Raw genomic sequence first — 22,726 nt, forward strand, 5'->3', positions numbered from 1 at the left:
ACTATTGCCGAAATCCCCAAATATGGAAATGGAAAAGATGGCCACGATGGTAGAAAACCAGTGACCATCCTTATTAAAAGCCTTATTAAAAGTAATTGTTTATCAAATAGATATCGCTATGAGAACGATCTACTGAAATGCACTTTCGAGCGCTTCAGGCTTTTTCGACCTCACTTTCCGCATCGACTCGCCCAAGGCCTCGATCCTATGGGCATCATGAACAATCCTATCCAGAACTGCATCGGCAATTGTCTTCTCTCCGATCATCTCGAACCAAGCGCTTACCGGAAGCTGGGAAGTAAAAATCATCGAGGTCTTACCATGAAGATCTTCAACAATCTCCATCAGCATTAGCCTGCTCTGATTATCCAGCGGATGCAGGCCAAAATCATCCAGAATCAATAGCTCTGCCCTAAGGATTTTAGCGACCTCCTTGAAATAACTGTTATCGGCCTTAGCCTGTTTCAACCTTGCAAAGAGTTTTGGTGCACTCCAATACAAAACCCTAAAGCCTTTTGCACAGGCCTGGTGTCCAATCGCAGAGGCGATATAACTCTTGCCTATCCCTGTCGGGCCGGTGATGAGCAAGTTGTCGTGATTTTCAACAAATGCACACTCTGCGAGCCTGAGGATCTGCGAACGGTCTATGTTGCGATCCCTGTTGAAGTTGATCAGTTCGATCGAGGCCTTATAGCGGAACTTGGCGCCATCGATCAGCCTGTTGATCTTTCTGTTCATCCGGTCTTCGTATTCCGCATCGACCAGCTCGGCCAAGAGCTGATCTGGTGTGTAGCCCTCCACGGTTCCTGTCTCCAAATTTGTTTTGAAGGCATGGAACATGCCGAAGAGCTTTAGGGACCTAAGTTTATCTAATGTATCTGAGTTGTTCATTATAATCGTTTAATAAGTTATTTATAGTATTCCTCACCGCGGATATTGTCGTGGGCAGGCATGGGAAGCTCATGAGAGAAAACATTTTCCCGAAGGCCATCAAGGTTGTTTTCCAGAATTGACTGTATGGTCTTAAAGACCCGGACATCAATACCATAATCCATTGCCCGTCTACATGCTCCTGCCAGCCGTTCGCTTCCAAACTTACGCTCCAGACCTAAAATGGCCTCACAGGTCTTTATTTTCTGGTCTTCATGACGACGGCTTTCCAGTATGGACTTGATCACGGTTACCACATCGCTATGAATGGCTTCGGCACGCTCGACAAATGTTTCCGGAGTGCGTTCGGCAGAATACCTGTGGACGTTTGAGAGATGGCTGCTATTGGTGGTGTAGGCATGAGGAACTTTACTGCGCTTATGGATGGCGATCCTTTCAAATTTGGAAAAAATTTCAACAATCGAAGCCGAATAGATGATCTTGACTTTTTTGCTCAGAAAACGCACCGGAACGCTGTAATAATGTTTGTCGGTTCCCAATAAGATATGGCCGTCTTTGTTCACCTTGGCGTGAAAAGATTGCTTAAGCTCGTAGCGTTCTACCGGCAATGGCTTAAGCTCTTTCCGTTCTATCTCTTCAAACTGCATTCGGCGGCTATAGGTGCGGCCTTTGAGCAACTGGTTATTATGCTTGGCCAGATATTCCCATATCGCAGCGTTGAGCTCAGAGAGCGAAAAGTATTCTTTTTGCCTAATGGGAACATACAACCTGGTGTAGATAATCCTTACAGCCCCTTCAACAAGTGCTTTATCCCTTGGTTTGTAAGCGCGCGTGGGCAGCACGCAGGTATCATAATGCTGCGCAAAATCTTCAAAAGTTTCGTTAACGGTGGGCTCATACCGATGGCTCCGCGTGACAGCGGCCCGAAGGTTATCTGGGACTATCGCTGCTGGTACCCCACCCAGAAAATGCAGGGTGTTTTCGCAGGCAGAGATAAAATCTTCCTTTTGCTGGCTGTGTACCGCTTCGACATAGGTTAGCTGGCTTGCACCAAGGATGGCAACGAAAACCTCGACAGGAACGACTTCTCCCGTTTTTTTATTGATATAGCTAAGCTTTTCTCCCGCATAATCCACAAAAAGTTTGTCCCCAACCTTGTGCGTACGGTGCATGGTAGGGTTAACCTTGGCCAGCCAATCGTTGAAGTGCCTGCAGAACTGTGTATACTGATATCCATCAGGAAACTCTTTCATATAGTCTTCCCAGAGTAGCATCCTGGTCACCCCGGTCCGTTTGAGCTCTTTTTCTACCTTTGGGAAGCAGCGCTGCAATGTCTGCATACGATGACTGCCCAATGAAGGCTTTTTTTCCTGTACAGTCCCGAAAAGCTCATCCAGTTCCGCGTCGCTCATGGAATCGACTTCCTTCAGGGAAAGACCACAGGTATCAAAGGCAGTGAGATATTTCCTGACGGTTGTGCGGGACAGATTTAGATAGCCAGCGATTGTCAGCTTTGCTTTCCCCTGATCATACAGCCTTAGGATTTTTCTAATTTTATTCATGCTAATATTAATATTGGCCATTAATGAATTGAATTATTAATTTTTCAAGAAGGATTGGTGCCACTAAAGCATGGGCTGGTAAAGCTCAGACTGAACATTTTGGTCTAGATATCAGTGAACATTTTGCCAGCAAAACAAGTGGTCAACTTGGACGGCTGAACGGTGGTCACGATCATCATAATATCCATACACCAAAAATTATTGTTTTTTCTGCAGCTACCCAGCCGCAACCAGTGCTTCTTTTTTACGGGTCTTTAAAACCACCCTCGAGAAAAATTTGAGCCTGTTTTCGGTATATTACTGCAAAAACAGGCTTGTCAACAATTTAGTTCCCACCCCGTGCACCCTGGCCCACAAAAGATCCTTGATGATCGTTTTCGGCATTTTGCTAGCATCTATTGCTACATTTTGTGTATCCGTTTGCAGGCCGTGTTTGGATACGGGTGAACATCATTTGTTTTTGGTTAGAATTGGAAGTGCTATACGTCCCAATTAATCCGATGAACTTTTAATACATTAATACCATCCTTTCCAATCTGCTCCTGAAAGGGCCGTTTTTAAGGCCGATAGATTGAGCTGGCCAAATTTGGAGACTATAGGATGCAATTACTTAGGCCAGTTTTTGATATGCCGGCTATGGCACTTCTAAAGGCTTGATTATCAATTGGAAATTTTTCATTTCGCGATGATTTTAACACAACGGCAGCATATTTTCAAATATCCAAGGCCTTTAAAGTTATCTCCTGCTAGGGCAGTTTCAGTCTTTGCAGCTAGGGCACTTCGAAGTTTTTCGCATTGACCGGAAATAGCCTACATTCGCAGCTTTATTTTTTTTGATTTATAACAACTAACCATGTTATGCGCCAACACGATCTGTCGGTATGGGCTATGCCATTTACCGGAAAGAAACCAAACTCTTTGCAGATAGAGGAATTTATAATCGAGCGGATACAGGCCCGTGCAGTCCAGCCTTGTGAGGGGATTCCCTCCCATCGTACGCTGGCCCGGCTTAATAAAGTAAACCGAAACACTGCCCTGCGTGCCTACACCAAACTGATTGCCACCGGATGGCTCACCCACAGCAAAGGCAGTAATGCCTGCGTCGCAGATCCCCTACCAAGCGACTCCAAAAAAAGCAGGCCTCCAGCTATGCCGGAAATGCTGCCACTTGTGCCGGTTCCTAACAGGTTTTATCAGAGGCATCCAGAGATAAACAATCGGCAAGGCTTCATTTCCCTTGGACTTCCCTTTATCGACAAGGTATACTGGCCAGAAAAAATAGTCTCCAAATATATACGGGAATTCTCCCGCAACAGCACAGATGCATCCAGCTTGCCAAAGCACAATGATAACGATGCCAAACCGCTACAGGCAGCGATCCTGCAGCAGCTCAACCTGAGAAGTTTCAATATCAGAACCGAACATCTAATGGTCATCCGCGGACGGAGTGAAAGCATGAGGGCGGTTTTTAAAGCACTCTGCGCCCCCTCTGATACGGTAATCAACACCTCTCCATCAGATTTTCTCATCAATGCGGTTCTACAGGAATGCGGGCTTAAAATAGCCTGGCTTAATGCAGTAGAGCATGATTTTATAGCACAATTGGAAGAGACCGTTGCAAAGAAAAGGATTACGGCAATTTACCTCCGGCCCAACTGCAGCTATCCAGAATGCAGGAGCCTGGACGAGGCAAGTTGTTTCAGGTTGGTGGAGCTGGCGAAAAAGTACCAGTTTTATATCATTGAAGAAGATGACGACCATGAGTTCTGGTGGGGCAGATTTCCATTCCGGCCATTGGTGCAATATGGGCACGGCGGATTTGTGGTCCATATTGCAGCTTTAAGCCGCGTCAGTCCATACATGCAGAACCTAAGGACTGTTGTTGCACCAGCTCAACTGATCAGAACGTTGAAGGCGATACCGAATACATGCTACGGTTTCAGGGATTTCTCCGAGGAAAAAGCAATCGCCCGTTTATTGGTCAATAGCGAGCTGCTCTGGTTCTCCAGGCAGGCGAAGGCGGCAAAACAGAAAGACCTTAAAAACCTGAATGAACTCCTCCAGCTTCAGTTAGGGGAATACCTCAGCTATGATCTACCAGAATCAGGAACGGCGCTCTGGATACGCTTTCCTGCAAAATTAGATCTGGTGTCCATTATCGAGCTGTTAAAAAACGATGGGCATCTGATCCGCTCGGAAATCCATAAGGGCAAACCCGAACAATCCATACATTATATGCGGCTGGATTTTGGGAGATTCGATCTGCGTGATTGCAGACAAGTGGCTATAAAACTGCGCAGCATACTAAAAAAGCGTATCAGATAGCCCCAAAACCAATGATAAATAGGCAAAAGCTTGGCTTTTACCCTGGCAATACCTCAACGGGAACCGACCGCCAAAGCATATAGCCCAGCCTGCCACAGGTTTCGGCCACAAAATATTCGATATCGGCTGGAACGTCATTCACAATCCGGTAGCGCATTTTGTACTTACTGTTGTAACTGATATAGATGACAAGGTCTTCACAAGAAAAACCGCGTCCATAAAGTGCTTTGAGGTGATTGTCCCTTAACTCCCTTGCCGCTCTTTCTAGGCGGTCATTCATCACCTTCGCTAGGTTCTTGGCGGGTACAAAATCGGTTTCTAAAATAGCTAATACGGTTACCGTCATGCGGCAAATATATCAGCCTCGGTGAAACTTGCAAGCATGTGGTTCCAATAGACTGAAAATGAGCATAAATAAATTTCAGACACAAGCAAAACCTATGGTTGTAAGCATATATCCTTCAGAAAACAAAAATGCCCTGACCGATGGCCAAGGCATTTTTTCCAAAACAGATATTGTTTATTTTGCGTTCTTTTTCTCTGTTACCTCAGCACGGATCTCCTGCGCCAGGTTTTTAAGGTCCTGCATGCCTTTTCTCAAACGGGTACCTGCAGCTGCGTTTCCGTTTTCATAAAATTTTACCGCATCCGCTTCAACTGAAGCTACAAGTTCTTTAACTTTTCCGAATTTTTCCATTTTTTAATTTTAATTAAATGTCCAACAATAGGTTTAACTGTATAAACAGGCTGCTAAAGTAACAAATTCCCTTAAATTCCCATCTGTCGGTTGACAGACTGTTTCTGGTGTTTGGTCTTTTCCTTCCCCACCTGAGCCACCAGTTGTTTCTGGTAATCCTCGCGCTTTAGCGATTTGCCCTCTTTACTGTAAAGGTTTAACTGAAGATAACGTGGAGTTGCTTCAAGATAGACAGGTTCCAGCTTTCCATTTTTCTCAATGGAAGCAAGGGCACGGTCACCATTACGGAGCGCTTCCATAATCCCATCTGAAATCGTCCTATTTTCCATCCCATTGATTGGATAACTGCCCAATAGGCTCTTGAGATCAAATCCATAGGAAGGGTCGTTGTAGGTATTTAGGGTATAATTCTGATACCTGTCCCTTTCCGAATCCATATCCAGCTTTACCCAGGCTTTGTATGGGGTACCGGCCTGGCTCATCAGGTCATCACGGTACACACTCCGGCCTTCCATCAGGTTCACGGCCTGCGAAACACTGAATCCACGTCCCCTGTCAACCCACATGGTCTGCGCAAGTGGTGGATTACGGTAAGTGGCAATAAACTGTGTGGGAATCTGCGAGAGTTTTCCGTCCACTTTCTCGACGATCAATTGGGCCTCGTCCAGGGATCTGCCAAAACCCAGCTTCGCATTCTGCAAGGGCTTTTTGAACTCGTCCAAAGCTTCCGCAACCTTATGCGTCTGCATTTTGAGCTCCAGTTTGCCCTCGGCTGATGGCACCAATAGAAAATACTGCTGTCCTTCTTCCAGGCTCCATCCCTTGGTCTGGGCGATCTCAAACTTATTGAAATAATAATATTCCGACTTATTGGATTGCCTGAAGTAAAGGTCGACCTCAAAGGGCTCTTTCAAACCCTTAACCTGTTCGCGTAAGGTAAAGGCAGTGATCCCAAGGGCAATGCTTTCATGCATCCTGTCTGCTATTTCCTGACTGAAACCAAGGCCGGCAAGTTCCTCCCGCAGTCCCCTAATGTTGTTCTCATTCATCATCTTTTATTTTGGTTAGAAATCACATTAATTATTTTTTGCCATTATCGCGCAGTAGCACCTGGATTCCGCCCGGTATCCTGACCCTCACCGAGCGGACCTTTCTACTCACCAGACCTTTTGCTGCATCAATGCCTGCTCCGGCCAGTTGGGTTCCGATGGACTGATCCATTCCCAGCAGCTGCAATCCGCGCACGGCATCGTCCGCTCCACCCGATGCCGACTGGGCAACCACAGGCTCACCCGTTTCAATGCCCCTGATCCCATCCAGGCCATAGAGGCTCAAATCCACGGGCAGGATCATTTTCCCAAGCCTTACCGTTTTGATATCCACCAGCAAACGCTGATTGGTGACCTTGCAAAGCCCGAACAGTTCATGCCCTGCAGGTACCATCACGCTACTCAAAATGGTGCTGTCGAGCAGGATCAATTTTAACACAGCGCCTTCCCTCACTTTTTGCTTCTCAGCAATTAGCGCAGGAATGGCCGAGAACAGTTTTTCACTTTCCTTGGCTTTCTCGGCCGGTTCATTATCCTTAACCTTAACAGGATTCTGAATCTCAATGATCTTTTCCAGCATGGCATTTAACTGGGTCACTTCAGGATCCTCGGTCTTCTTCTCCTGCATACTTTTCATCAGCAGTTCCAGCCGGTCGACATCACCTTTCATTCCCGGTACTGCCAATACCCTGCTTCCTTCCACTGCCTTTGGCTCCGCTGCAGGTGCTGCTAGCGTTTTCTGCAATGCAGCTAGTTTATCCTCTAATTCTTTGGCCTGCTTTTCCGCAGGGGCATGGCCCATCACCTCACCGGCATAATTTTCCGACCTGGACTTCCTTGCAGAATCTGCCTGCATGACGGCATAAAAATCCATCTTGCCTTCCGGCACCTTCTCCTTCAATTTTGCATCGGGGAGCGTTGTATTGATCCCCCTGGCCGTAAGCTTTTCCTGCCCATTCCCATTGCCACCACCGAGTGCATAAAAACCCAGTGCTAGGAAAGGCAAAGCCAGCATGGGAAGTACCAGCAATATTTTTCTGGCATTCCTTTTTTTCTCTGTTTTCATATCCGTTTTTTATTTGATTTTACCAAGTATAAGCGCCAGGCAAAGCAGCGATCCCAGACTGCAGAATATGACTAGGGCGGCCAGTAATATCCTCCCCGAAATACCCTTTGTCTTTGCGTTTAACCAGTCCGCAGTCTGCCTCTGGATGAGCAGCAGCCGATGTACCATCATATTGACCATTTTATTTTTGACCGGGTCATATCCTGGTCTTACCTGAAACCACTTCATATTTAATCTATTATTTAATTAAGTAACTTTAAGTTATTTTAAAACTGAAGATTATAATATTCACTATTATAAAAGACATGCTTTTAAGACCAGGAACGTCCAGGTCAAAAAATGTTATCACAATACAATTAACTTTCTGATTTATAATTAGATAATGGTTAATCAGCAACATGTTGGCGCACGAATAATAATTAACATGTTGTGATATAGCAGGTTAAATGTATATCCATTCAAAATCATGTATTTTAAGAAATCTGCCAATGACAATATCCTACATAGAATTACCCACTTATTTCACCACCAAATCCCGGTTTTCCAGCGTCTGCCACTTCTGGATCAGAAAGCCATGCGGATTTTCATCACTCCGATCTTCCAGCGCCCTGACCTCTCCCGCCGTCACCAGTTTGCGATAGGAAATGCCACTACTGCGCACCATTTTTTCAGTGGCAAAACAGGTGAACTTATAGGGGTAATTGTGCAGCGATAATGCAATACTATCCACTTCGATTTCCTGCGAAATATTGGCCGCGATCATCCGGTTATAAAAGCCCGATTCGCGCAGATTATCATATTCTTTTTTTGCCGACTCGTCCGCCAGGTAAAGCGCCTTATCCATATCCCTTTTTATCGCCCCGTCATCGGGACTGACCGAAAAAAAATACCCATGAAAAGTGCGGATATGATCCCGCAGTTCTACTGGCAGGTTCGCCCTCCTGTCCGCCGCCAATGCTTCCAGCACCTTACCATTATGCAGTATATAAATCCGCTCTGCTGACTTACCCACCAACTGGTAACTTTTATAGATGCAGAATGCCATGCATAATAAACTGGCCACAATAGCACCGATACTCAAAGCCTTTACATGTTTAAAAGCGCTGTCGATATTCCTCAACTGCTCAAAGCTCATCTTTCCTCCTTTTTTTTAGCTTTTACCTGAAATCCTTTTCTGCTGCGCTGAGCCACCGCCACCATCCTTAAAATAATCGCCCGATGCATCCGAACTGTAACCCCCAGCCTGCCTACGCGCCATATCCCCATAAGCATCCATGGCCATGCCACCAGCTCCGGTAACCACTTTAGTCCCTGTAGAAATTGTACCAGTGACAATAGCATTCATCTTGCTTAATATCGGATTGCTACCACCGGCATTGACAATATAATTGGCCACACTAGGCACAGAAAAATAACCTACAATGCCAATGATGAGGAACACCATGTAGGCAGTATCGGTCGAGGAGAAAAAGGTATCGCCCTGCGCCTCGATCTGCGAGAGGTCAAGTTTTAACATGTTCTGCTGAATCTTCCCCAAAATGCTCCCAAAGATGTTTGCCACTGGCAGCCACAAAAAGATGTTGATGTAGCGCGCTATCCAGATCGTAAGCGATTGTTGGAAGCCATCAAAAACCGCAAAACCGAATACCAATGGGCCCAGTATCGCCAGCACGATCAAAAAGAACGTCCGGATGGTATTGATGCAGAGCGCCGCTGCTGCATAAAGCACCTCCAATACTTCGCTCAACCAGGTCTTCACCGAGTTCCTAAAATTATAACTCTGTTTTTCCATCCAAAACTGCAGGTCATTGCCCAGCCCATCCAAAAAGGTCTCCTCATCTCTTCCCGGGTCTTTCGGATGGGTATATTTATACCACTTATCCGAATCCCCCATACCACTCTCTCCGACGTACATCTGCCAGTATTTGCTCTTTTTGATCGCGGCTTCCTTTGCCTTTAACAACCTTTCAATGGCTGCATTGCTGTCTGAAACCATCTGACCTGTTGCTGTAACCGTTGGTTGTAATACCCCGTTCATGATCCCGATCACCGTAGGAAACATGATGATGCACATGCCTAGTCCAAAAGGCCGCAACAACGGATAAAAATCCACCGATTCTGCCGATGCAATATGCCGCCACACCCGGTGAGCGATATACCACATGGCGCCAAAGCCTGCAAGCCCCCTTGCCACACCGATCAGCCGTGAACACAACGGCAGCATCTCTGAGTACACCCGATCCAATACTGGCTGCATGCCGTTGATCGTTCCTGCTACGCCTTGCGCATTCACAGCTGTCGCCATACAAATAAGCATGAGCACCATGACCGAACCCCTGCTCCATCCAGGCATAAAAATGTTTTTCATATCTTTTTTTATTAAATATTATTGACAGGATTTAAACCCCATTCCTTTTACCCACCATAACGGAACCAAGTCTAAACCGGGCAGAAAAAGAAAAATTAAAAGAAAATGATAGCAAGCAAGCTATTGCCCATAAACCGACTGCAATCCTTCAATAGATTTCTTCGCCCGCTCCCGCTGCACCTTCAACTGCACGACCTGCCCGTTAAAACTCCGCAGGAAACCCAGCTGATCCTCCACTTCAGTAAACAGCCTGTCAATCACCTTTAACCGTTCGTCATCATTCATCCTCAGTTCCGATGCCGTCAGAACCGTAGTCAAGGCATCCAGATTGGCCACACTCTGCTCAAACAATCCACCATAAACCCTCGCAAAGTAATCCAGCTCCCCATCCCTGAATACCCCCGAAATCCTAAAGGCTTTCAAGGCAGCCCTGTATTCCGACACGATCCTTCCCTGCGCGGTAATAATATCTGCCACTTTATGATATTTCTTTACCTCGGGACTCACCAGCATCAACCCGTCGAGGAAAACCTCATGCAGCGAAAAATTGCCCTGCGAGATATCCTTTACTGCCTGATAACCCTTTGAAACCACCTCCCAGCCCTTCTTCATATCCTCCAGTATGTTCTTGAACTGCGAAAGCTTCTCCACATTGATCAGCAGCTGCTCCACCTCCACGCTTTGCGCCCTTGCTTTACCCGGCATAAAAACACCAGTAAACAATACCATCGCAAATGACAGCAGTAATCCTTTAATCTTAAGCCGGGCGGCGAACCATTCCGCCCAGCAATAAGATACCTCAAACCAAACCAATTTCTTACTTTTCATGTAAACCTCCAATCACTCCAGCATCCTTCAACATTCTATCCCTTTGATGATTAAGCATAATCACATCATCACGAAACCACCTTACAAAATGGTACTTCTCTTCGACTGATCTATGCAGGTCATCCAATCTCATCAGCCGTTCCTCTTCATCCAATTCCAACTTTCCAGAGGTGATAATGACCATCAAAACATCTATATCCGATAGCGAGGATTCCAGCATGCTACCACCAACTGATGCGATATAGGCCAGTGTCATGGGCTCCAGTTTATCGAGCTTTGCCAGAGACCTAAAAACCGATACCATTTCCAACTGCATCGCGATCACCTCCGCCACCTTTTTATGCCGGGATATCACCGGGCTTACCTTTGAAAGGGAGGAGATAAAAAGCTCATGCAGCCCGAACTCCCCATTGGTAATATCACGCACGGCCTGTATACCATCCCTTCCGATCTCATAACCTTTTTTAAGGTATCCGGCATAAAGCTGGATAGCGGCCAACTGTTCAGCAAAGTATTTCCGCTGGGTTTTCTTCTGGTTGAAAAACTCTCCGAAGGTCTGGCCATAAGCCCAACCACTCATGCTAAATAATACCAACAGGATACAACCGACCCATATTGCTATTTTTTTACGACCAGGTTTTAAACCCGGTTCCCGACCTAAACCTATTCTTAGACTCATACTATTTCAATTACTTCCACCATTTTAGAACCAGGTATTTTTTCTGGCATATCAAAAACTCAGCATAAATTTTGATCGCAAGACATTGACCGTTCCGCTAAAGATTATTGATCAGCTATTCCTTCCTGCATATCAAAAAACACTTATACCTAAGCCTATACAATCAATAAGCTAAACACCATTGGCCATTATTGACCTGGATTTCACTGGGCTCATTATCCGCACGCGGCCCATCCTATCGCTTTTACTGTGCCGGAAACGAACCCAGATCCACCAGGCATATCATCAATATTCTGTATTAAAGCCGCAACAACTTACTGTACCCCATACAACTCTTTCAGTACCACCACCTCATCTGCTGACGCAGCCCGCTCTATGCTGATTATCGCATTACGTGTATTAAACTGCTTTAGGTCACGCAGGTTATCTTCCAACTGTTCACTGGCCTTATAAATAATTTCAAGCCTCGCCCCGTCACTCATCTGTGTTTTAAAGGCATTCACCACCAGCAGGATCTGATCCAGGTTTTTCAGGCTTTCTTCCAGTATCCCCGAATACACCTGCCCCATCTTTTCCAGCTCCTCTACACTAAAATGTTTATCCTTGGAAAACAGCCCCCAGGCCCATTTATATTCATTCACAATCTCCACCTGCTTTTCCGTCAGCGATTTCACCTGCCGGTAATAACTGATCGCTGCCTTCACCTTCCACAGTTCCTCATAATACTCCGCATAAAGTTTCCGCTGCCTTTCCGTCCAGTCCGCAATCTCGGTCAGCTTCAACTTCGATAACTGGTTCTCCAGCACCTTCTGCGCATTCTGCAACCAGATTGTTTCGTTCTGCAAACGCTGCACTTTCAGATCCACTGCCTTGATCACCTTTTTCACCCCTGCCTTAATCACCTCCAGCACCGCGATCTGCGCACTGGCACCTTTGGGTACCGACACAAAAAGCGTCATTGCGCTCACCGGCAGAATCACCATATACTTTTTCATCTCCCTGATCCAATTCATGTTACACCACCTGTTTAAATTCTTACTTGACTTTTCTGTAAACCCTTCTGCCCAAAATAAGCCCGTCTGAATCGCGGTCCAGGTACAATAGCCTGCCCTTCCGTAATTCCTTCAATGTTCCATCAGCTGCATTCCATACCGCTTTCCATTCCTCTGTCTCATATTCTTTTTTGCCCGGTTTACCATCGGTCAACCTTCTGAAACCTGTCCGACGATGGATCAGCACCAGGTTACCATCACCTTTTTCCACCACCAGTGTATCATCGGCGACACTGTATTTTCCGTCGCTGTGGCTAACGTAAGTGCCTTCGAGCACACTTTTACCCGTTAGCGAATTACAACCCGCCAGAACGAATCCCAGAAATATCCCTGCCCATATAAAATTCCTTTTCATATCGTTTAAAATTTGAATCATCATCTTTATTGTTTTTCACCCAGTCTTAACCTGATTCCTTCATCCGCCTGAAAGAAACCCAGCTAAATCCTGGTCATAAAATGAAATTGATTTGGAATAGTGGCTTTTAAGCTTAATCCCGCATCTCTTTTGCCAGCATCTCTATCCCCTTACGGATCGAACCATACCTCATCGCATATTCCTGCACCCGCATTTTCTCAGATTCCTCTGTGGTATAGGTTAAATACTCCTCAACCGATACCTCTGTGCGGTACACCTGCGAATGATTCCCCAGCACAAAGGCCACCTCTTTATATTTCCTTCCAGACTCATTGGCCCTGTTCATCGATAGGATCAGCGACCTGTCTTTATCAGAAAGCCCCAGTAGCGACTGGATCTGTTCAAACCTGTTCTGGTATTTGCTCTGATCAAGCAGTATCTTACAATCCGCATTATTGATAATGGCCTGCTTTACAATGGGAGACGAAATAATATCCTCTACCTCCTGCGTCACCACCACTGCCTCCCCAAAGAACTTCCTCACGGTCTTAAAAAGGTATTTGATGTATTCCGCCATGCCTTCTTTAGCAATCGCCTTCCAGCATTCCTCGATAAGGATCATCTTGCGCACACCTTTCAACTTCCTCATCTTGGAAATAAAAACCTCCATAATGATCAGCGTCACGGCAGGAAACAGTATCGGATGATCCTTGATCTCATCGAGTTCAAATACAATAAAAGGTTGCTTCAACAGATCCAGGTTTTCCCTCGCATTCAATAAATAATCAAATTCACCGCCCCTATAGTAAGGTCCAAGCACGTAGAGAAAATTCTGGATATCAAAATCGCGGCTGTTCACGCCTTTAGCCCGCAAAGCCTCCGAATAGCCACTCCCCAAAAACTCATAAAAAGTATTGAAACATGGAAAAACATCAGCTGAGATTGATAAATGCTCAAAATACATCGTCAGCGCATTACTTAATCCCACATACTCCGACCTGCGATACTCCTCACCCTCCTTCTTCCATAGGGAAAGCAATAGCGTTTTCAGGCTTTCCTTCTTCTCGGTATCCAGCAATCCTCCTTCTCCCAGATAGAACGGATTAAAAGCAATGGGATCAGATTCACTGTAGGTAAAATAATAGCCGCCCACCAGATCACAAAGCCCACGGTAACTATGCCCCACATCGACGATCAGTATATGGGTACCCTGCTCATAGTAACTCCGCACCATGTGGTTGGTAAAAAAGCTTTTCCCGCTACCACTACCACCGATAATAAACTTATTGCGGTTAGTGATCCAGCCTTTGCGCATCGGTTCATCCGATAGATCGACATGTAAGGGCCTTCCCGAAAGCCGGTCCCCCATGCGCAATCCAAAGTTTGAACGTGATGACCGGCAATTACTCTCCAGGTTAAAAAAACATGCCGCCTGCTCAGGGAAAGTATCAAAGCTGTCATTCATCGGAAAATCAGCCGCATTGCCCGGAAGCCCCGCAAACCAGATCTGTGCCGCACCATCACTCTCCAGCTTTGCCACCGCATCCAGACGTGACATAGCAGAAGCTACCTTGTTCCTGATCTCCCTTCGCCCTGCTATATCCCTCGACCAGGCCAGGACATTAAAATGTGCCTTCACCGGCATCCTCGACATCGCCACCGCCTCGGACAAATAATCATTCACCGCATCACGGGCAACCGCATTCTCTCTTGAATATCCGGCCAGTGAACCCAGACGCAGTTTCTTCGCTTCCAACCTTTTGATCTCCTTCTGAGCATCCCCCACAAACACATATTGGTTACAGATATGTTCACAATCCAGCAGCTGACCCAAAGGCGCGGCAAAACCGATCGAAAACCTGCTTTTATCGGTCGAGTAGGCATCATAATCGATCCTGCTTCCACAAATGGACGGCAGCGATTCCACATCACCCAAGGTATACAGCTCCACAGGCAGTTCCCCAACCATCAGTCCATCCTTCACCCTGATATCACGCACCACGCTCATCTCATCTCTTCCAAGCAAAAAGCAATACCTTTCCAGCAGTCCAGGCCGGACCGCTGTTCCAGCCAGTTCATCATCCCCCATCGCCTTAACTTCCACAAAACCACTATCCATCAAAATCTGGCAGAACTGGCTGCACCTATCCCTGAAATCTTCAACCGTTCTTCTTTCCACCACCTCAACAGGAACCAGGCTCCTGCGCAGGATGTTGCTATAAGCAGAACTCGAAAGCCTTTTACCCACCGGCCTTTTACTGAGCATCAAAAAACAACTGTGTTCCAGGTACTCCCTTTCGGCAAAATACCGCTCGGATGACCGCGACAAAAACCCCTCACCGCAGGCATCAAAATCCGCACCCACCTTTTCCCTTAAGAACCAATCCTGTTTATGCACCACTGAATACTCCGGCAGCACACGTATCGCCCGCACCCATACCTCGTGGAAAGCCTCATAATCACTGGCCGACATGGAAAATATTTCAGGCAGTTTCAGCTCGTAGGCATAAGTGATATCACCTTTACGTGACAGGATACAACCGTTTTCGATCTTATAAATTGGAAATATGTTTGCTGACTCGATCATGAGACCATTTTTTAGATTACTTTAAACTTTTATTTTTTTTTGCCTGGTATTCTTCCGGTACTAACCCAATCCCATCCCCTCATTTTCACCCTGATCCTACCTTTATTTGCCCGGCAACAACCTGGCTCCAACCAAGTCCCATAACCTGGATATTTAAATCCAATAGTTCTATTGGCCCGGCATCACCCTAGTTCGTACTTGGCACAGATTTATTTGAAATCTTTTCTAGTTTTTTGCTATGGGTCGGAACCAAGCCTCAACCAGGTTAATAAAAACAACACTTTAAGCTTGGATAAGAACTGCAGATAGGTATGTTACTGCTTAGCCTTTAGCGAAGTAAACGCTCTCCTCGAACGGAAAACAATCACCCTCGGCAGCGACCTCCTCGCCAGGTACTTCATCAGCCCATACTGTCCAAATCTTCGGCTCAGCGCAAATACCCCATAAAACAGTAGCGTCCCCAAACCCAGTATCACTGGCAACACCACAAATAGCGACAAGCCCAAAATGTACAATACCGCAAAGGTGATCAGTAGCAATACCAGCCCAACAGCCAGATATGCGATATACTGCGCTTTTAATCCTTTAAAAACGATCGGCCTCGACACGCCCTTATTGATCTGGAATACCCTTGCCATCGTTTTTCATGTGTTTTTTATTGTTTTTCATCTGAATTCTGGGAGAACGCTGCGCTTAGTTATATGCCGAAAAACGATTTCAAAACAGTGGCCACGACCACCAAAAATATACAGCTCCCAAACCATGCCGCGGCCACTTTGTTCGTATCGGGCTCTCCCGCATTCCACTTATTGAATACCTTGACAGCGCCTATGATGCCAACCACTGCACCGATGGCATACATCAGGTCACAGCCCGTATCAAAATAACCCTTCACTTTATTTGCTGCTTCCTGTATCCCGGCATTGCCATCCTGCGCCCGCACGCCTATTGTTATCACTACCAACAGCATGGAAAAAATGTAAATCAATCTTAAAAAATAAGCCCTTTTTTCCTTCCGCTTTCCCTTGTTTCTGTATTTCATCACTTAATCCCTTAAATACTATTCATTAAAATTTTTCTGTTCGTTAAACTATATCAACCTGTTCCAGCTAACCCAATCTTTCCGCATCGCCTGTTTCGAGTATTACCCAATCCAGACCAGATCTAAAAACACGCCTGCAACAGAAAGACGTTTCCATTTAATCCCACAGATTTTCAAACTCCTCATTACTTATCGAAAATGGAGCACTCTCCCTGATATAGGTATTTACCCTTGCCATACATGGACTTGAACCTAGTGGGCCAAACTGGCTCTTGAGCTCAGACACCATTCCAAAAAAGTCCTGTTTATTGCCATCATTAGCGGCCAGTATCTGATAAATCTCCCTTATACTGTTTACCAGGTCATCGTATAGACCAGCTCCAGCATCTTCATTGACCATCTCTTCCTCCAGGCTGTCCTTTGATGATGCTGCAAAGGACAGATCAGCAGTCTCCAGCTTTTCAAGCCCTAGCGGAGGTTTAGCCTTGCCCATGAGGTAATTTTCCGTTGTATTTCCATCCTTTTCAGTTTTGACCTGGTTTAAGCCTGGTTTCTGGCCGGATCCATCTCCTTTTTGCCACATGGTCTGATCACCATGTTCGAGGAGTCCATCATTTCTGTTTTCATTTTGTTCAGGAGAAGCAATAGCACGACCTGTCGTTGCAACATTATCATCAGCCCTGAACTTCAAGATCCCACTCGAAGCCGCATTGGCAGCATTTCCTCCAAAAAGTCCGACCATTTCTTTTCGATATGCAGTAAACAGCAGCCCTAAATACCACAGCAGGCAGACGGCTCCATAACAGCACAAAAACTCTCCCCATGTAAATTGTCCCAACATAAACTCATTGTTTTTCTCCCGGCTTTATTGCTGGGTGATGGAACAAAATTGCTCTGGAAAATGACTGACAGTGGGTAATAAAGGGGTAGTACCCATAAAAAAGGCTGAACGAAAAAAAGGCAGGTCTAAAAAATTAGCATTTAAGTGATTCCGACAGTTTTCAATGGTGCTGATGGATGATAAATATATCTTATCGCTGAGGTCGCATTACCCTATCTCGTTTATCATCAACGTAATGGGAGTCAATTGACGTTTTGGCTTTCGAAATCGTCAAATTATTTCGAAATTTAGTGTTCAAATTATAAGTAATGAAAGAAGAAATCGAACAAGCTCTGGCATCACCATCGGAAGGCTACTTAAGTACAACCTGGGGATCAGAAAACGATGGAAAACTGGTGTTGAACTACAGAGAAAAGAAAACAGAAACCGAGTTGGCCGAAATTAAAACCCAGATAGATAGTTATTACGAAAACGACACCGCATTCGTTGTGATCAAGGAATTGGAAAAAAGCAGGTATTTTGCATTAAGTTTGACCAATTTGGACGAAAGTAAAACTGTTGAGGTTTTATCCTCAGCACCATTCAAATATTTCAGTGATTTCGTTAAATACCTGGACAATAGCAAAACATTAAAGCTTCAACTCAGTTGCGAAGAACAGAATATAGATTGTTCGACTATTTTTACTGTAAAGATTGAAGAATCTGAAACCAATCCAGACGGTGCTTTCCAACCTGGATTTGTTAACGAAGGCGAGTGACCGATTACATGATCAACTTGGGGGGTTAACTGACCAATAACTGACTAGGGCAGCAATGGAATTATCGATAGCGCCAAAATAACCCTTTCAGTGGCATGCGCCCATATTTTTTAAAAAAAAATCAAAAAACATTAGCAAGTGGCAAGAATATTTCAGACCCCAACGATGGGTGAAGCCCATATAAGGGTTGCAGTGGTAACCGAACGCGCTCAAGCAGACCTACTGGTCTGCCGGGTTTCATCATGGGGCCAGGCCAATGGCGACGCCCGCTGGTTTATCACCCGTGAAAAACAGGATGCCACCTGCTGGCTTTTCTTTACTTCTATAGGTATGGCACAGGTCAAAATATGCTTTGTAGACAACCAGGGTGAGGCTGGGTGGCAAAAACTTAATCCATTTAAAGGAAGATTTGGTTAGATAAATCTACTATCACTAAAGATGTTGCCAAATGATAACAGGTCCTTCAGCATCGTTTCTAAGTCTTCCCTCCTTCTAAGTCCAAAGCCGTCTTATTGGAGGATCCTATAATCTTGTGGCTGCTATTCCCTGGACTGCTCTTTAGCATAATCAATGGCCATATCAATCTCATGATCGAGATCGGAAGCCGCCCTGGAGAGTGCCTCATGGATCATGGTTATTTCAGCCCTGAATGCCATGAACTTTTTGAGTGCTTGCGCCGCAGGAAGATTGGCAATCTTTTTGAAATGCCCCTCCAGTGTATCTAGCCTCGTGGTTTTGACGTAAACCCAGTTCTTTTGGTAATCCAAAACCATATTATCGCGGATCTGTCTGAAATTGTGCTTTTGATCACTCGATTTCAGCACTTTAAGTTCAAATTCCTTAACATTATAAAACGAATAAAACATCAGGTATTCGTTTAATTCCCAGGTTTCGCTATTGGCATGAAAGGCAGGATGATTATCTATGAGAAAGCTGTAATGGTCCCTTGATTGAGTTATTTTGCCAAGCAAATGTTCGGCAATTAATACTGAAGGTGTTTTTGACCGGTCTATGAAACTCTTAAAGTGCGTTTCCAAAAACAGTTCCCAGGCGTCCCTGCTATTGAAATCATGAAAAAAATAATCTTTACCGGTATCAACCTCATAAGGATCGACCGTTATTGTATCCCAGGAAGTAAAATCCCTTGCAGACTTCCATTGAGGTTGATATTTTAGGATCAGGTCGTTTAGAAACAGTAAGGCGATAAAGGTAAGCAGCGGCTCCTCCCTGGCCTGATGATAAAGGTTATTCCTCACATCATGGCAAAATGCGAGCAGATTCCTTTCATCGGCATCGATAATGCCTTCCAAAACGCAGGCCTTTAGCAGATCATTGTAATTGTATAGTATCTTCTTACGCTGATCAAAGTTATATTTCAGCGGCCTTGAGGTAAACCAGTCATCATGTGCGAAATTGGCTTTCATGAATTCTACCAATTGGATTTCCATAAAGTTATCCAATAGGATCACCGCAAGCCTTTGCTTTGCAAAATCCGGGCTACCTGCTAACTTCGCAGCCTCTGCCAACTGCGTTTTCAGTAGTATGACTCTTTTCATCAACACAATATAGAGATGAATCAACGTTAATTCAACAGAAGCTAAACAATAGTGATGGATTTAATTAGTCTAGTATCAACCCACTGATCGTATCTCAAGGTCTCGCTTAGCGTATAAAGGCATTAATTACTAACATCTACCCCATTGTCTTTCAGTTTGTTAAACCCCTTTTAAAATGCGACAGTCCAGCAAAATGACAATACTATTATTGTTAGTATATCTTAGCTACCATAAATTGTTGATAACTGGATTATACTAATATATTTTGCTTTATTTAAATTTGATATAGATCAAGATGACCTCAGCAATAGTTTGATTGACAATGAATTAATAAATAACAAAACATGGAAAACCAGGAGATTGAAGTAAAGCAGGCAAAAATTGTAGAGGATCCCAGACTCTCCCTCACACAGTTTTCAAGATATCATGGTTCAACGCTAAATGGCCGCAGGAGAATTTTGATCAATGGTAAATATCCAGGGGATTATATCCCTAAATACTACAACATTGCACGGGACATTATTACGGCTACTTTTTCAGCTAACTTTGATGATTACGATCTGTATTTCGAGGAATTCAGCAGGCATGCTGCCAGATTAAAGAAGGAAGCGTTAGCTTTCTCCCCTAGAACCGATAATTACAAAAACCGTTATTTCTCTGCCGGCGCACTGGAAAGCCTGGTTAGAATGTCCGCCAAATTGATCCCAATACTCAACAAGTATGTACTCAATACCAACCGAAAAAGGGCCTCTATTACGGTTGCCGGTGTAAAAATCAGCTCAAGGGCAGATATGTTGCTCAGTGATATTACCGGGGAACAAATCGGTCTGCTAAGGTTCAACTTCCCACAAGCCCGTCTCAGGGCAAATGAAGCTGAGCTGGCATTAAAGGTACTTAAAAGGTACTCAAAGGAAATAAGTGGTATTTCGCTTAATGCCAGGGACTGTCTTTTCATAGACATTCCCACTGGAAATGTGCTTACTGCTCAGGAAGGGCCAGGACTTGAAAGTTTATTGTTAGCTACCTGTACAGAAATCAAAAATATTTGGCATAACCTGTAAGCCACCCCTTACAGGCTAAACCTGCAATTAACATTTTGATTTGGCCACCTGCTACCTGGAAGCCTACCTCCCATCATCCTCATCCATCTTCCGGTCAAGTACATCCTTTAGCTCATCCAAAAACTTTGTTCTGCTCAGCCGCTTCCTGGACCTGATCGAAGCGAGCCTTCTTGCCGGAACCCCGATATTTACCGACAACTTTTCCTCCAGCCACCTGAACACCTGCGCGATAGCCGCCTGCCCATGGTTCAGCTGCCCGCTGAGTGCTAGGGCATAACCCAGCTCGGCCAGGTTCACGCTGTCCCCTGTCCATTTAAGTTCTATGGACTCCGCTCCTGCAAGATATGCCACTGCCGGATTCCGCTCCAGGTAATCCAGTCTTTCCATTAACCACGTCTTCAACATCCCATAAGCCTTGAATTTGGAGAACAGGTAATCTGCGGGGGTAGAAAATGAGCGGTCACGTTCTGCCGCCTCTGGAAACAGCAATCCCACCCCATCACTCTTCCGCAGGAAATAAAGCTCATCAAGTTCCGTTGCCCCTATACGGAAATACTCAAAAACAAAGGGGTTGGACAGAAAAAATCGTTCCACATACGCCACTTCAGCTAGCAGGAATAAGCGCTGCGCACCAGCATCCCGCTCCGGCATATTTCTTTCCAGCGTATAACGCTCCACGACAAATACCTGCCAGGCATAAAAGTCCGTTTTGATGTGCTTAAAAAAATTGACCTCTTCCGCTTCTGAGGAAAAACCCTGTTCCTGCACCAGCTGCTGAAGCCTGGTAATGCCTGCTTTTATAGCCCTTAACGAGCCACTCATCTTTTGTAATGGATCTGCACTGGCATAATCCAATTGCTGCAGCTCATCGAGCAAAGTAGCCAGGCTGCGTTTTGCAAATTCTCTGATCATAGGTAGTTGATTAGGTTAAAAAGCTCAAATGCATAAATCCCTTTGCATTTATCTGTTGTAAAACTACCCTGGCCTGGAAGGAAAAAGATTGCTTGCAGGCACAAAATGCCGACGAAAAAAACCCACTTTTTTGACCTTAAATTCACACTGCTGAAATCTAATTGTGCGCTCAGTCACAAATTAGGGTCAGATCAATGCCCTGTGATTTCGTTATTTAGGACCTCAAAGCATAACCACTTGTCACATGCTGCATCTGGGAACACCATTGATGTGCCCATAAATAACCTGACCTGAACAAAAAGCGCATCGCTTAATCCAAGCCGTTCAAAACAAAAAAGCAAAATGAACAGCAGATAATCTGAAATATTTTCGATCTTCATCTTTGTATCCCCTCATTGAAAATACCACAAGCCCCTAAGAAAAAATAAAGCTGGTCTGAAATAATCTGACCAGATGGAAAACATTTCGCAGCCAGCTACCGAACTGCTTGCCCTATTATCCCAGATCTGCCCCTTGTCCCTGCCCTTTCAGCAGCGGCTCCATGCCCAGCTCTGCACCAAACGTTATAACCGGCGGCATATCCTGCTCCGGCCCGGCGAAACCGCCAGGCATATCTATTTTATCCGCGAAGGCTTCCTGCGCGCCTATTTCATCGACACGGAAGGAAGGGAATGTACCAGCTGGTTTATGGGCGAACGCGAACTGATGATCTCAGTTTATAGCTTTCTCACCCAAAGGCCGGCGGATGAATACATCGAGGTACTCCAGCAGGCTACCCTGCAATCCATTTCCTATCTCGAATTACAAAGCTTTTATGCAGACTTTTCCGAAGGCAACCTCATCGGCCGGGCCATGATGGAGCGCTACTACCTGCTGAGTGAAGAACGGACGATATTCCTGCGTTCCAGAACTCCTATAGACCGGTACCACCTGCTATTGCAGCGCTATCCCGATATTCTGCAACAGACCACCCAGGTCAACGTCGCCTCTTACCTGGGGATCGGCAGGGAAACCCTCAACCGCATCATCACCGGAAAACTCCGCAATGACCAAAGGCCAAAAAGCACTAATCATCCTGCAAACATTTAAAACCTGAC

At 45.3% G+C, this 22,726-nt stretch carries 23 protein-coding genes; 5 read left to right on the forward strand and 18 right to left on the reverse strand.

What is annotated here, in order from left to right; translation table 11 throughout:
• Positions 1-129: 129 nt before the first annotated feature.
• On the reverse strand, positions 130-891 hold the full coding sequence (gene istB / locus DBR40_RS06930) for an IS21-like element helper ATPase IstB (protein ID WP_124559025.1): 762 nt from the start codon (positions 889-891) through the stop codon (positions 130-132).
• A gap of 17 nt (positions 892-908) precedes the next feature.
• On the reverse strand, positions 909-2,453 hold the full coding sequence (istA, locus tag DBR40_RS06935; protein ID WP_233603822.1) for an IS21 family transposase: 1,545 nt from the start codon (positions 2,451-2,453) through the stop codon (positions 909-911).
• A gap of 858 nt (positions 2,454-3,311) precedes the next feature.
• On the opposite strand from istA, the gene DBR40_RS06940 reads away from it, so the two are divergent.
• A complete protein-coding gene (locus tag DBR40_RS06940) occupies positions 3,312-4,778 on the forward strand; it encodes a GntR family transcriptional regulator (protein WP_124559027.1) in 1,467 nt (488 codons plus the stop codon).
• A gap of 37 nt (positions 4,779-4,815) precedes the next feature.
• Here the strand turns inward: DBR40_RS06940 and DBR40_RS06945 are convergent, their stop codons facing one another.
• The 14 genes from DBR40_RS06945 to DBR40_RS07010 form a co-directional block, all read right to left on the reverse strand.
• Complete coding sequence (locus DBR40_RS06945) at positions 4,816-5,124, reverse strand: hypothetical protein (protein ID WP_124559028.1); 309 nt, start codon at positions 5,122-5,124, stop codon at positions 4,816-4,818.
• A 174-nt stretch (positions 5,125-5,298) separates the two neighbouring features.
• Positions 5,299-5,475 carry a histone H1 gene (locus DBR40_RS06950; protein ID WP_124559029.1) on the reverse strand — a complete coding sequence of 59 codons (177 nt, stop codon included), beginning with the start codon at positions 5,473-5,475 and terminating at the stop codon, positions 5,299-5,301.
• Between the two features lie 71 nt (positions 5,476-5,546).
• Positions 5,547-6,527 (reverse strand): hypothetical protein, encoded by a 981-nt coding sequence (locus DBR40_RS06955; RefSeq protein WP_124559030.1) that lies wholly within the window; start codon positions 6,525-6,527, stop codon positions 5,547-5,549.
• A gap of 28 nt (positions 6,528-6,555) precedes the next feature.
• Entirely contained in the window at positions 6,556-7,590 is a 1,035-nt protein-coding gene (traM, locus tag DBR40_RS06960) for a conjugative transposon protein TraM (RefSeq protein ID WP_124559031.1), read from the reverse strand.
• A gap of 517 nt (positions 7,591-8,107) precedes the next feature.
• Complete coding sequence (gene traK, locus DBR40_RS06965; RefSeq protein WP_124559032.1) at positions 8,108-8,725, reverse strand: conjugative transposon protein TraK; 618 nt, start codon at positions 8,723-8,725, stop codon at positions 8,108-8,110.
• Positions 8,726-8,740: 15 nt separating this feature from the next.
• Entirely contained in the window at positions 8,741-9,958 is a 1,218-nt protein-coding gene (gene traJ / locus DBR40_RS06970; protein ID WP_410522635.1) for a conjugative transposon protein TraJ, read from the reverse strand.
• A gap of 120 nt (positions 9,959-10,078) precedes the next feature.
• Positions 10,079-10,786, reverse strand: a complete 708-nt coding sequence (locus tag DBR40_RS06975) for a TerB family tellurite resistance protein (RefSeq protein ID WP_233603823.1) — start codon at positions 10,784-10,786, stop codon at positions 10,079-10,081.
• Positions 10,776-11,465 (reverse strand): hypothetical protein, encoded by a 690-nt coding sequence (locus DBR40_RS06980; RefSeq protein WP_124559033.1) that lies wholly within the window; start codon positions 11,463-11,465, stop codon positions 10,776-10,778. Before DBR40_RS06980 ends, DBR40_RS06975 begins: the two co-directional genes overlap by 11 nt.
• A gap of 314 nt (positions 11,466-11,779) precedes the next feature.
• A complete protein-coding gene (locus DBR40_RS06985; protein ID WP_124559034.1) occupies positions 11,780-12,478 on the reverse strand; it encodes a conjugal transfer protein TraI in 699 nt (232 codons plus the stop codon).
• Positions 12,479-12,500: 22 nt separating this feature from the next.
• Positions 12,501-12,872: a hypothetical protein gene (locus DBR40_RS06990; RefSeq protein ID WP_124559035.1), complete on the reverse strand. Its 372-nt coding sequence runs from the start codon at positions 12,870-12,872 to the stop codon at positions 12,501-12,503.
• Positions 12,873-13,005: 133 nt separating this feature from the next.
• Positions 13,006-15,459: a TraG family conjugative transposon ATPase gene (locus DBR40_RS06995; RefSeq protein WP_124559036.1), complete on the reverse strand. Its 2,454-nt coding sequence runs from the start codon at positions 15,457-15,459 to the stop codon at positions 13,006-13,008.
• Positions 15,460-15,773: 314 nt separating this feature from the next.
• On the reverse strand, positions 15,774-16,097 hold the full coding sequence (locus DBR40_RS07000) for a DUF4133 domain-containing protein (RefSeq protein ID WP_124559037.1): 324 nt from the start codon (positions 16,095-16,097) through the stop codon (positions 15,774-15,776).
• Positions 16,098-16,156: 59 nt separating this feature from the next.
• Positions 16,157-16,429, reverse strand: coding sequence for a DUF4134 domain-containing protein (locus tag DBR40_RS07005; RefSeq protein WP_233603839.1), 273 nt, complete (start codon positions 16,427-16,429; stop codon positions 16,157-16,159).
• A 229-nt stretch (positions 16,430-16,658) separates the two neighbouring features.
• Complete coding sequence (locus DBR40_RS07010; protein ID WP_124559039.1) at positions 16,659-17,342, reverse strand: hypothetical protein; 684 nt, start codon at positions 17,340-17,342, stop codon at positions 16,659-16,661.
• A 308-nt stretch (positions 17,343-17,650) separates the two neighbouring features.
• Between DBR40_RS07010 and DBR40_RS07015 the strand changes: the two genes are divergently transcribed.
• Together DBR40_RS07015 and DBR40_RS07020 are read left to right on the forward strand one after the other, a co-directional pair.
• On the forward strand, positions 17,651-18,100 hold the full coding sequence (locus DBR40_RS07015; RefSeq protein ID WP_124559040.1) for a hypothetical protein: 450 nt from the start codon (positions 17,651-17,653) through the stop codon (positions 18,098-18,100).
• A gap of 138 nt (positions 18,101-18,238) precedes the next feature.
• Complete coding sequence (locus tag DBR40_RS07020) at positions 18,239-18,517, forward strand: DUF6150 family protein (RefSeq protein ID WP_124559041.1); 279 nt, start codon at positions 18,239-18,241, stop codon at positions 18,515-18,517.
• Positions 18,518-18,639: 122 nt separating this feature from the next.
• On the opposite strand, the gene DBR40_RS07025 is transcribed toward DBR40_RS07020, so the two are convergent.
• Positions 18,640-19,656, reverse strand: a complete 1,017-nt coding sequence (locus DBR40_RS07025) for a hypothetical protein (RefSeq protein ID WP_124559042.1) — start codon at positions 19,654-19,656, stop codon at positions 18,640-18,642.
• Between the two features lie 344 nt (positions 19,657-20,000).
• Between DBR40_RS07025 and DBR40_RS07030 the strand changes: the two genes are divergently transcribed.
• A complete protein-coding gene (locus tag DBR40_RS07030) occupies positions 20,001-20,717 on the forward strand; it encodes a hypothetical protein (RefSeq protein WP_124559043.1) in 717 nt (238 codons plus the stop codon).
• Positions 20,718-20,780: 63 nt separating this feature from the next.
• On the opposite strand, the gene DBR40_RS07035 is transcribed toward DBR40_RS07030, so the two are convergent.
• On the reverse strand, positions 20,781-21,629 hold the full coding sequence (locus DBR40_RS07035) for an RteC domain-containing protein (RefSeq protein ID WP_124559044.1): 849 nt from the start codon (positions 21,627-21,629) through the stop codon (positions 20,781-20,783).
• A 453-nt stretch (positions 21,630-22,082) separates the two neighbouring features.
• Here DBR40_RS07035 and DBR40_RS07040 point away from each other — a divergent pair, with 453 nt between their 5' ends.
• Positions 22,083-22,718, forward strand: coding sequence for a Crp/Fnr family transcriptional regulator (locus DBR40_RS07040; RefSeq protein ID WP_124559045.1), 636 nt, complete (start codon positions 22,083-22,085; stop codon positions 22,716-22,718).
• Positions 22,719-22,726: the final 8 nt, after the last annotated feature.

The sequence above is a fragment of the Pedobacter sp. KBW01 genome (assembly GCF_003852395.1).
GTDB lineage: Bacteria > Bacteroidota > Bacteroidia > Sphingobacteriales > Sphingobacteriaceae > Pedobacter.

What these genes read in the sequence shown, in the direction of transcription:
- DBR40_RS06955 (WP_124559030.1), bottom strand. Translation starts at nt 6,527, where the DNA reads ATGATGAATGAGAACAACATTAGGGGACTGCGGGAGGAACTTGCCGGC.
- DBR40_RS06995 (WP_124559036.1), bottom strand. Translation starts at nt 15,459, where the DNA reads ATGATCGAGTCAGCAAACATATTTCCAATTTATAAGATCGAAAACGGT.
- DBR40_RS07005 (WP_233603839.1), bottom strand. Translation starts at nt 16,429, where the DNA reads ATGCTGTTGGTAGTGATAACAATAGGCGTGCGGGCGCAGGATGGCAAT.
- DBR40_RS06975 (WP_233603823.1), bottom strand. Translation starts at nt 10,786, where the DNA reads ATGAAAAGTAAGAAATTGGTTTGGTTTGAGGTATCTTATTGCTGGGCG.
- DBR40_RS06945 (WP_124559028.1), bottom strand. Translation starts at nt 5,124, where the DNA reads ATGACGGTAACCGTATTAGCTATTTTAGAAACCGATTTTGTACCCGCC.
- DBR40_RS07000 (WP_124559037.1), bottom strand. Translation starts at nt 16,097, where the DNA reads ATGGCAAGGGTATTCCAGATCAATAAGGGCGTGTCGAGGCCGATCGTT.
- DBR40_RS07025 (WP_124559042.1), bottom strand. Translation starts at nt 19,656, where the DNA reads ATGAAAAGAGTCATACTACTGAAAACGCAGTTGGCAGAGGCTGCGAAG.
- traK (WP_124559032.1), bottom strand. Translation starts at nt 8,725, where the DNA reads ATGAGCTTTGAGCAGTTGAGGAATATCGACAGCGCTTTTAAACATGTA.
- istB (WP_124559025.1), bottom strand. Translation starts at nt 891, where the DNA reads ATGAACAACTCAGATACATTAGATAAACTTAGGTCCCTAAAGCTCTTC.
- DBR40_RS07030 (WP_124559043.1), top strand. Translation starts at nt 20,001, where the DNA reads ATGGAAAACCAGGAGATTGAAGTAAAGCAGGCAAAAATTGTAGAGGAT.
- DBR40_RS07035 (WP_124559044.1), bottom strand. Translation starts at nt 21,629, where the DNA reads ATGATCAGAGAATTTGCAAAACGCAGCCTGGCTACTTTGCTCGATGAG.
- DBR40_RS06990 (WP_124559035.1), bottom strand. Translation starts at nt 12,872, where the DNA reads ATGAAAAGGAATTTTATATGGGCAGGGATATTTCTGGGATTCGTTCTG.
- istA (WP_233603822.1), bottom strand. Translation starts at nt 2,453, where the DNA reads ATGAATAAAATTAGAAAAATCCTAAGGCTGTATGATCAGGGGAAAGCA.
- DBR40_RS07040 (WP_124559045.1), top strand. Translation starts at nt 22,083, where the DNA reads ATGGAAAACATTTCGCAGCCAGCTACCGAACTGCTTGCCCTATTATCC.
- DBR40_RS06980 (WP_124559033.1), bottom strand. Translation starts at nt 11,465, where the DNA reads ATGAGTCTAAGAATAGGTTTAGGTCGGGAACCGGGTTTAAAACCTGGT.
- DBR40_RS06950 (WP_124559029.1), bottom strand. Translation starts at nt 5,475, where the DNA reads ATGGAAAAATTCGGAAAAGTTAAAGAACTTGTAGCTTCAGTTGAAGCG.
- DBR40_RS07015 (WP_124559040.1), top strand. Translation starts at nt 17,651, where the DNA reads ATGAAAGAAGAAATCGAACAAGCTCTGGCATCACCATCGGAAGGCTAC.
- traJ (WP_410522635.1), bottom strand. Translation starts at nt 9,958, where the DNA reads ATGAAAAACATTTTTATGCCTGGATGGAGCAGGGGTTCGGTCATGGTG.
- DBR40_RS07010 (WP_124559039.1), bottom strand. Translation starts at nt 17,342, where the DNA reads ATGTTGGGACAATTTACATGGGGAGAGTTTTTGTGCTGTTATGGAGCC.
- DBR40_RS06985 (WP_124559034.1), bottom strand. Translation starts at nt 12,478, where the DNA reads ATGAATTGGATCAGGGAGATGAAAAAGTATATGGTGATTCTGCCGGTG.
- DBR40_RS06940 (WP_124559027.1), top strand. Translation starts at nt 3,312, where the DNA reads ATGCGCCAACACGATCTGTCGGTATGGGCTATGCCATTTACCGGAAAG.
- traM (WP_124559031.1), bottom strand. Translation starts at nt 7,590, where the DNA reads ATGAAAACAGAGAAAAAAAGGAATGCCAGAAAAATATTGCTGGTACTT.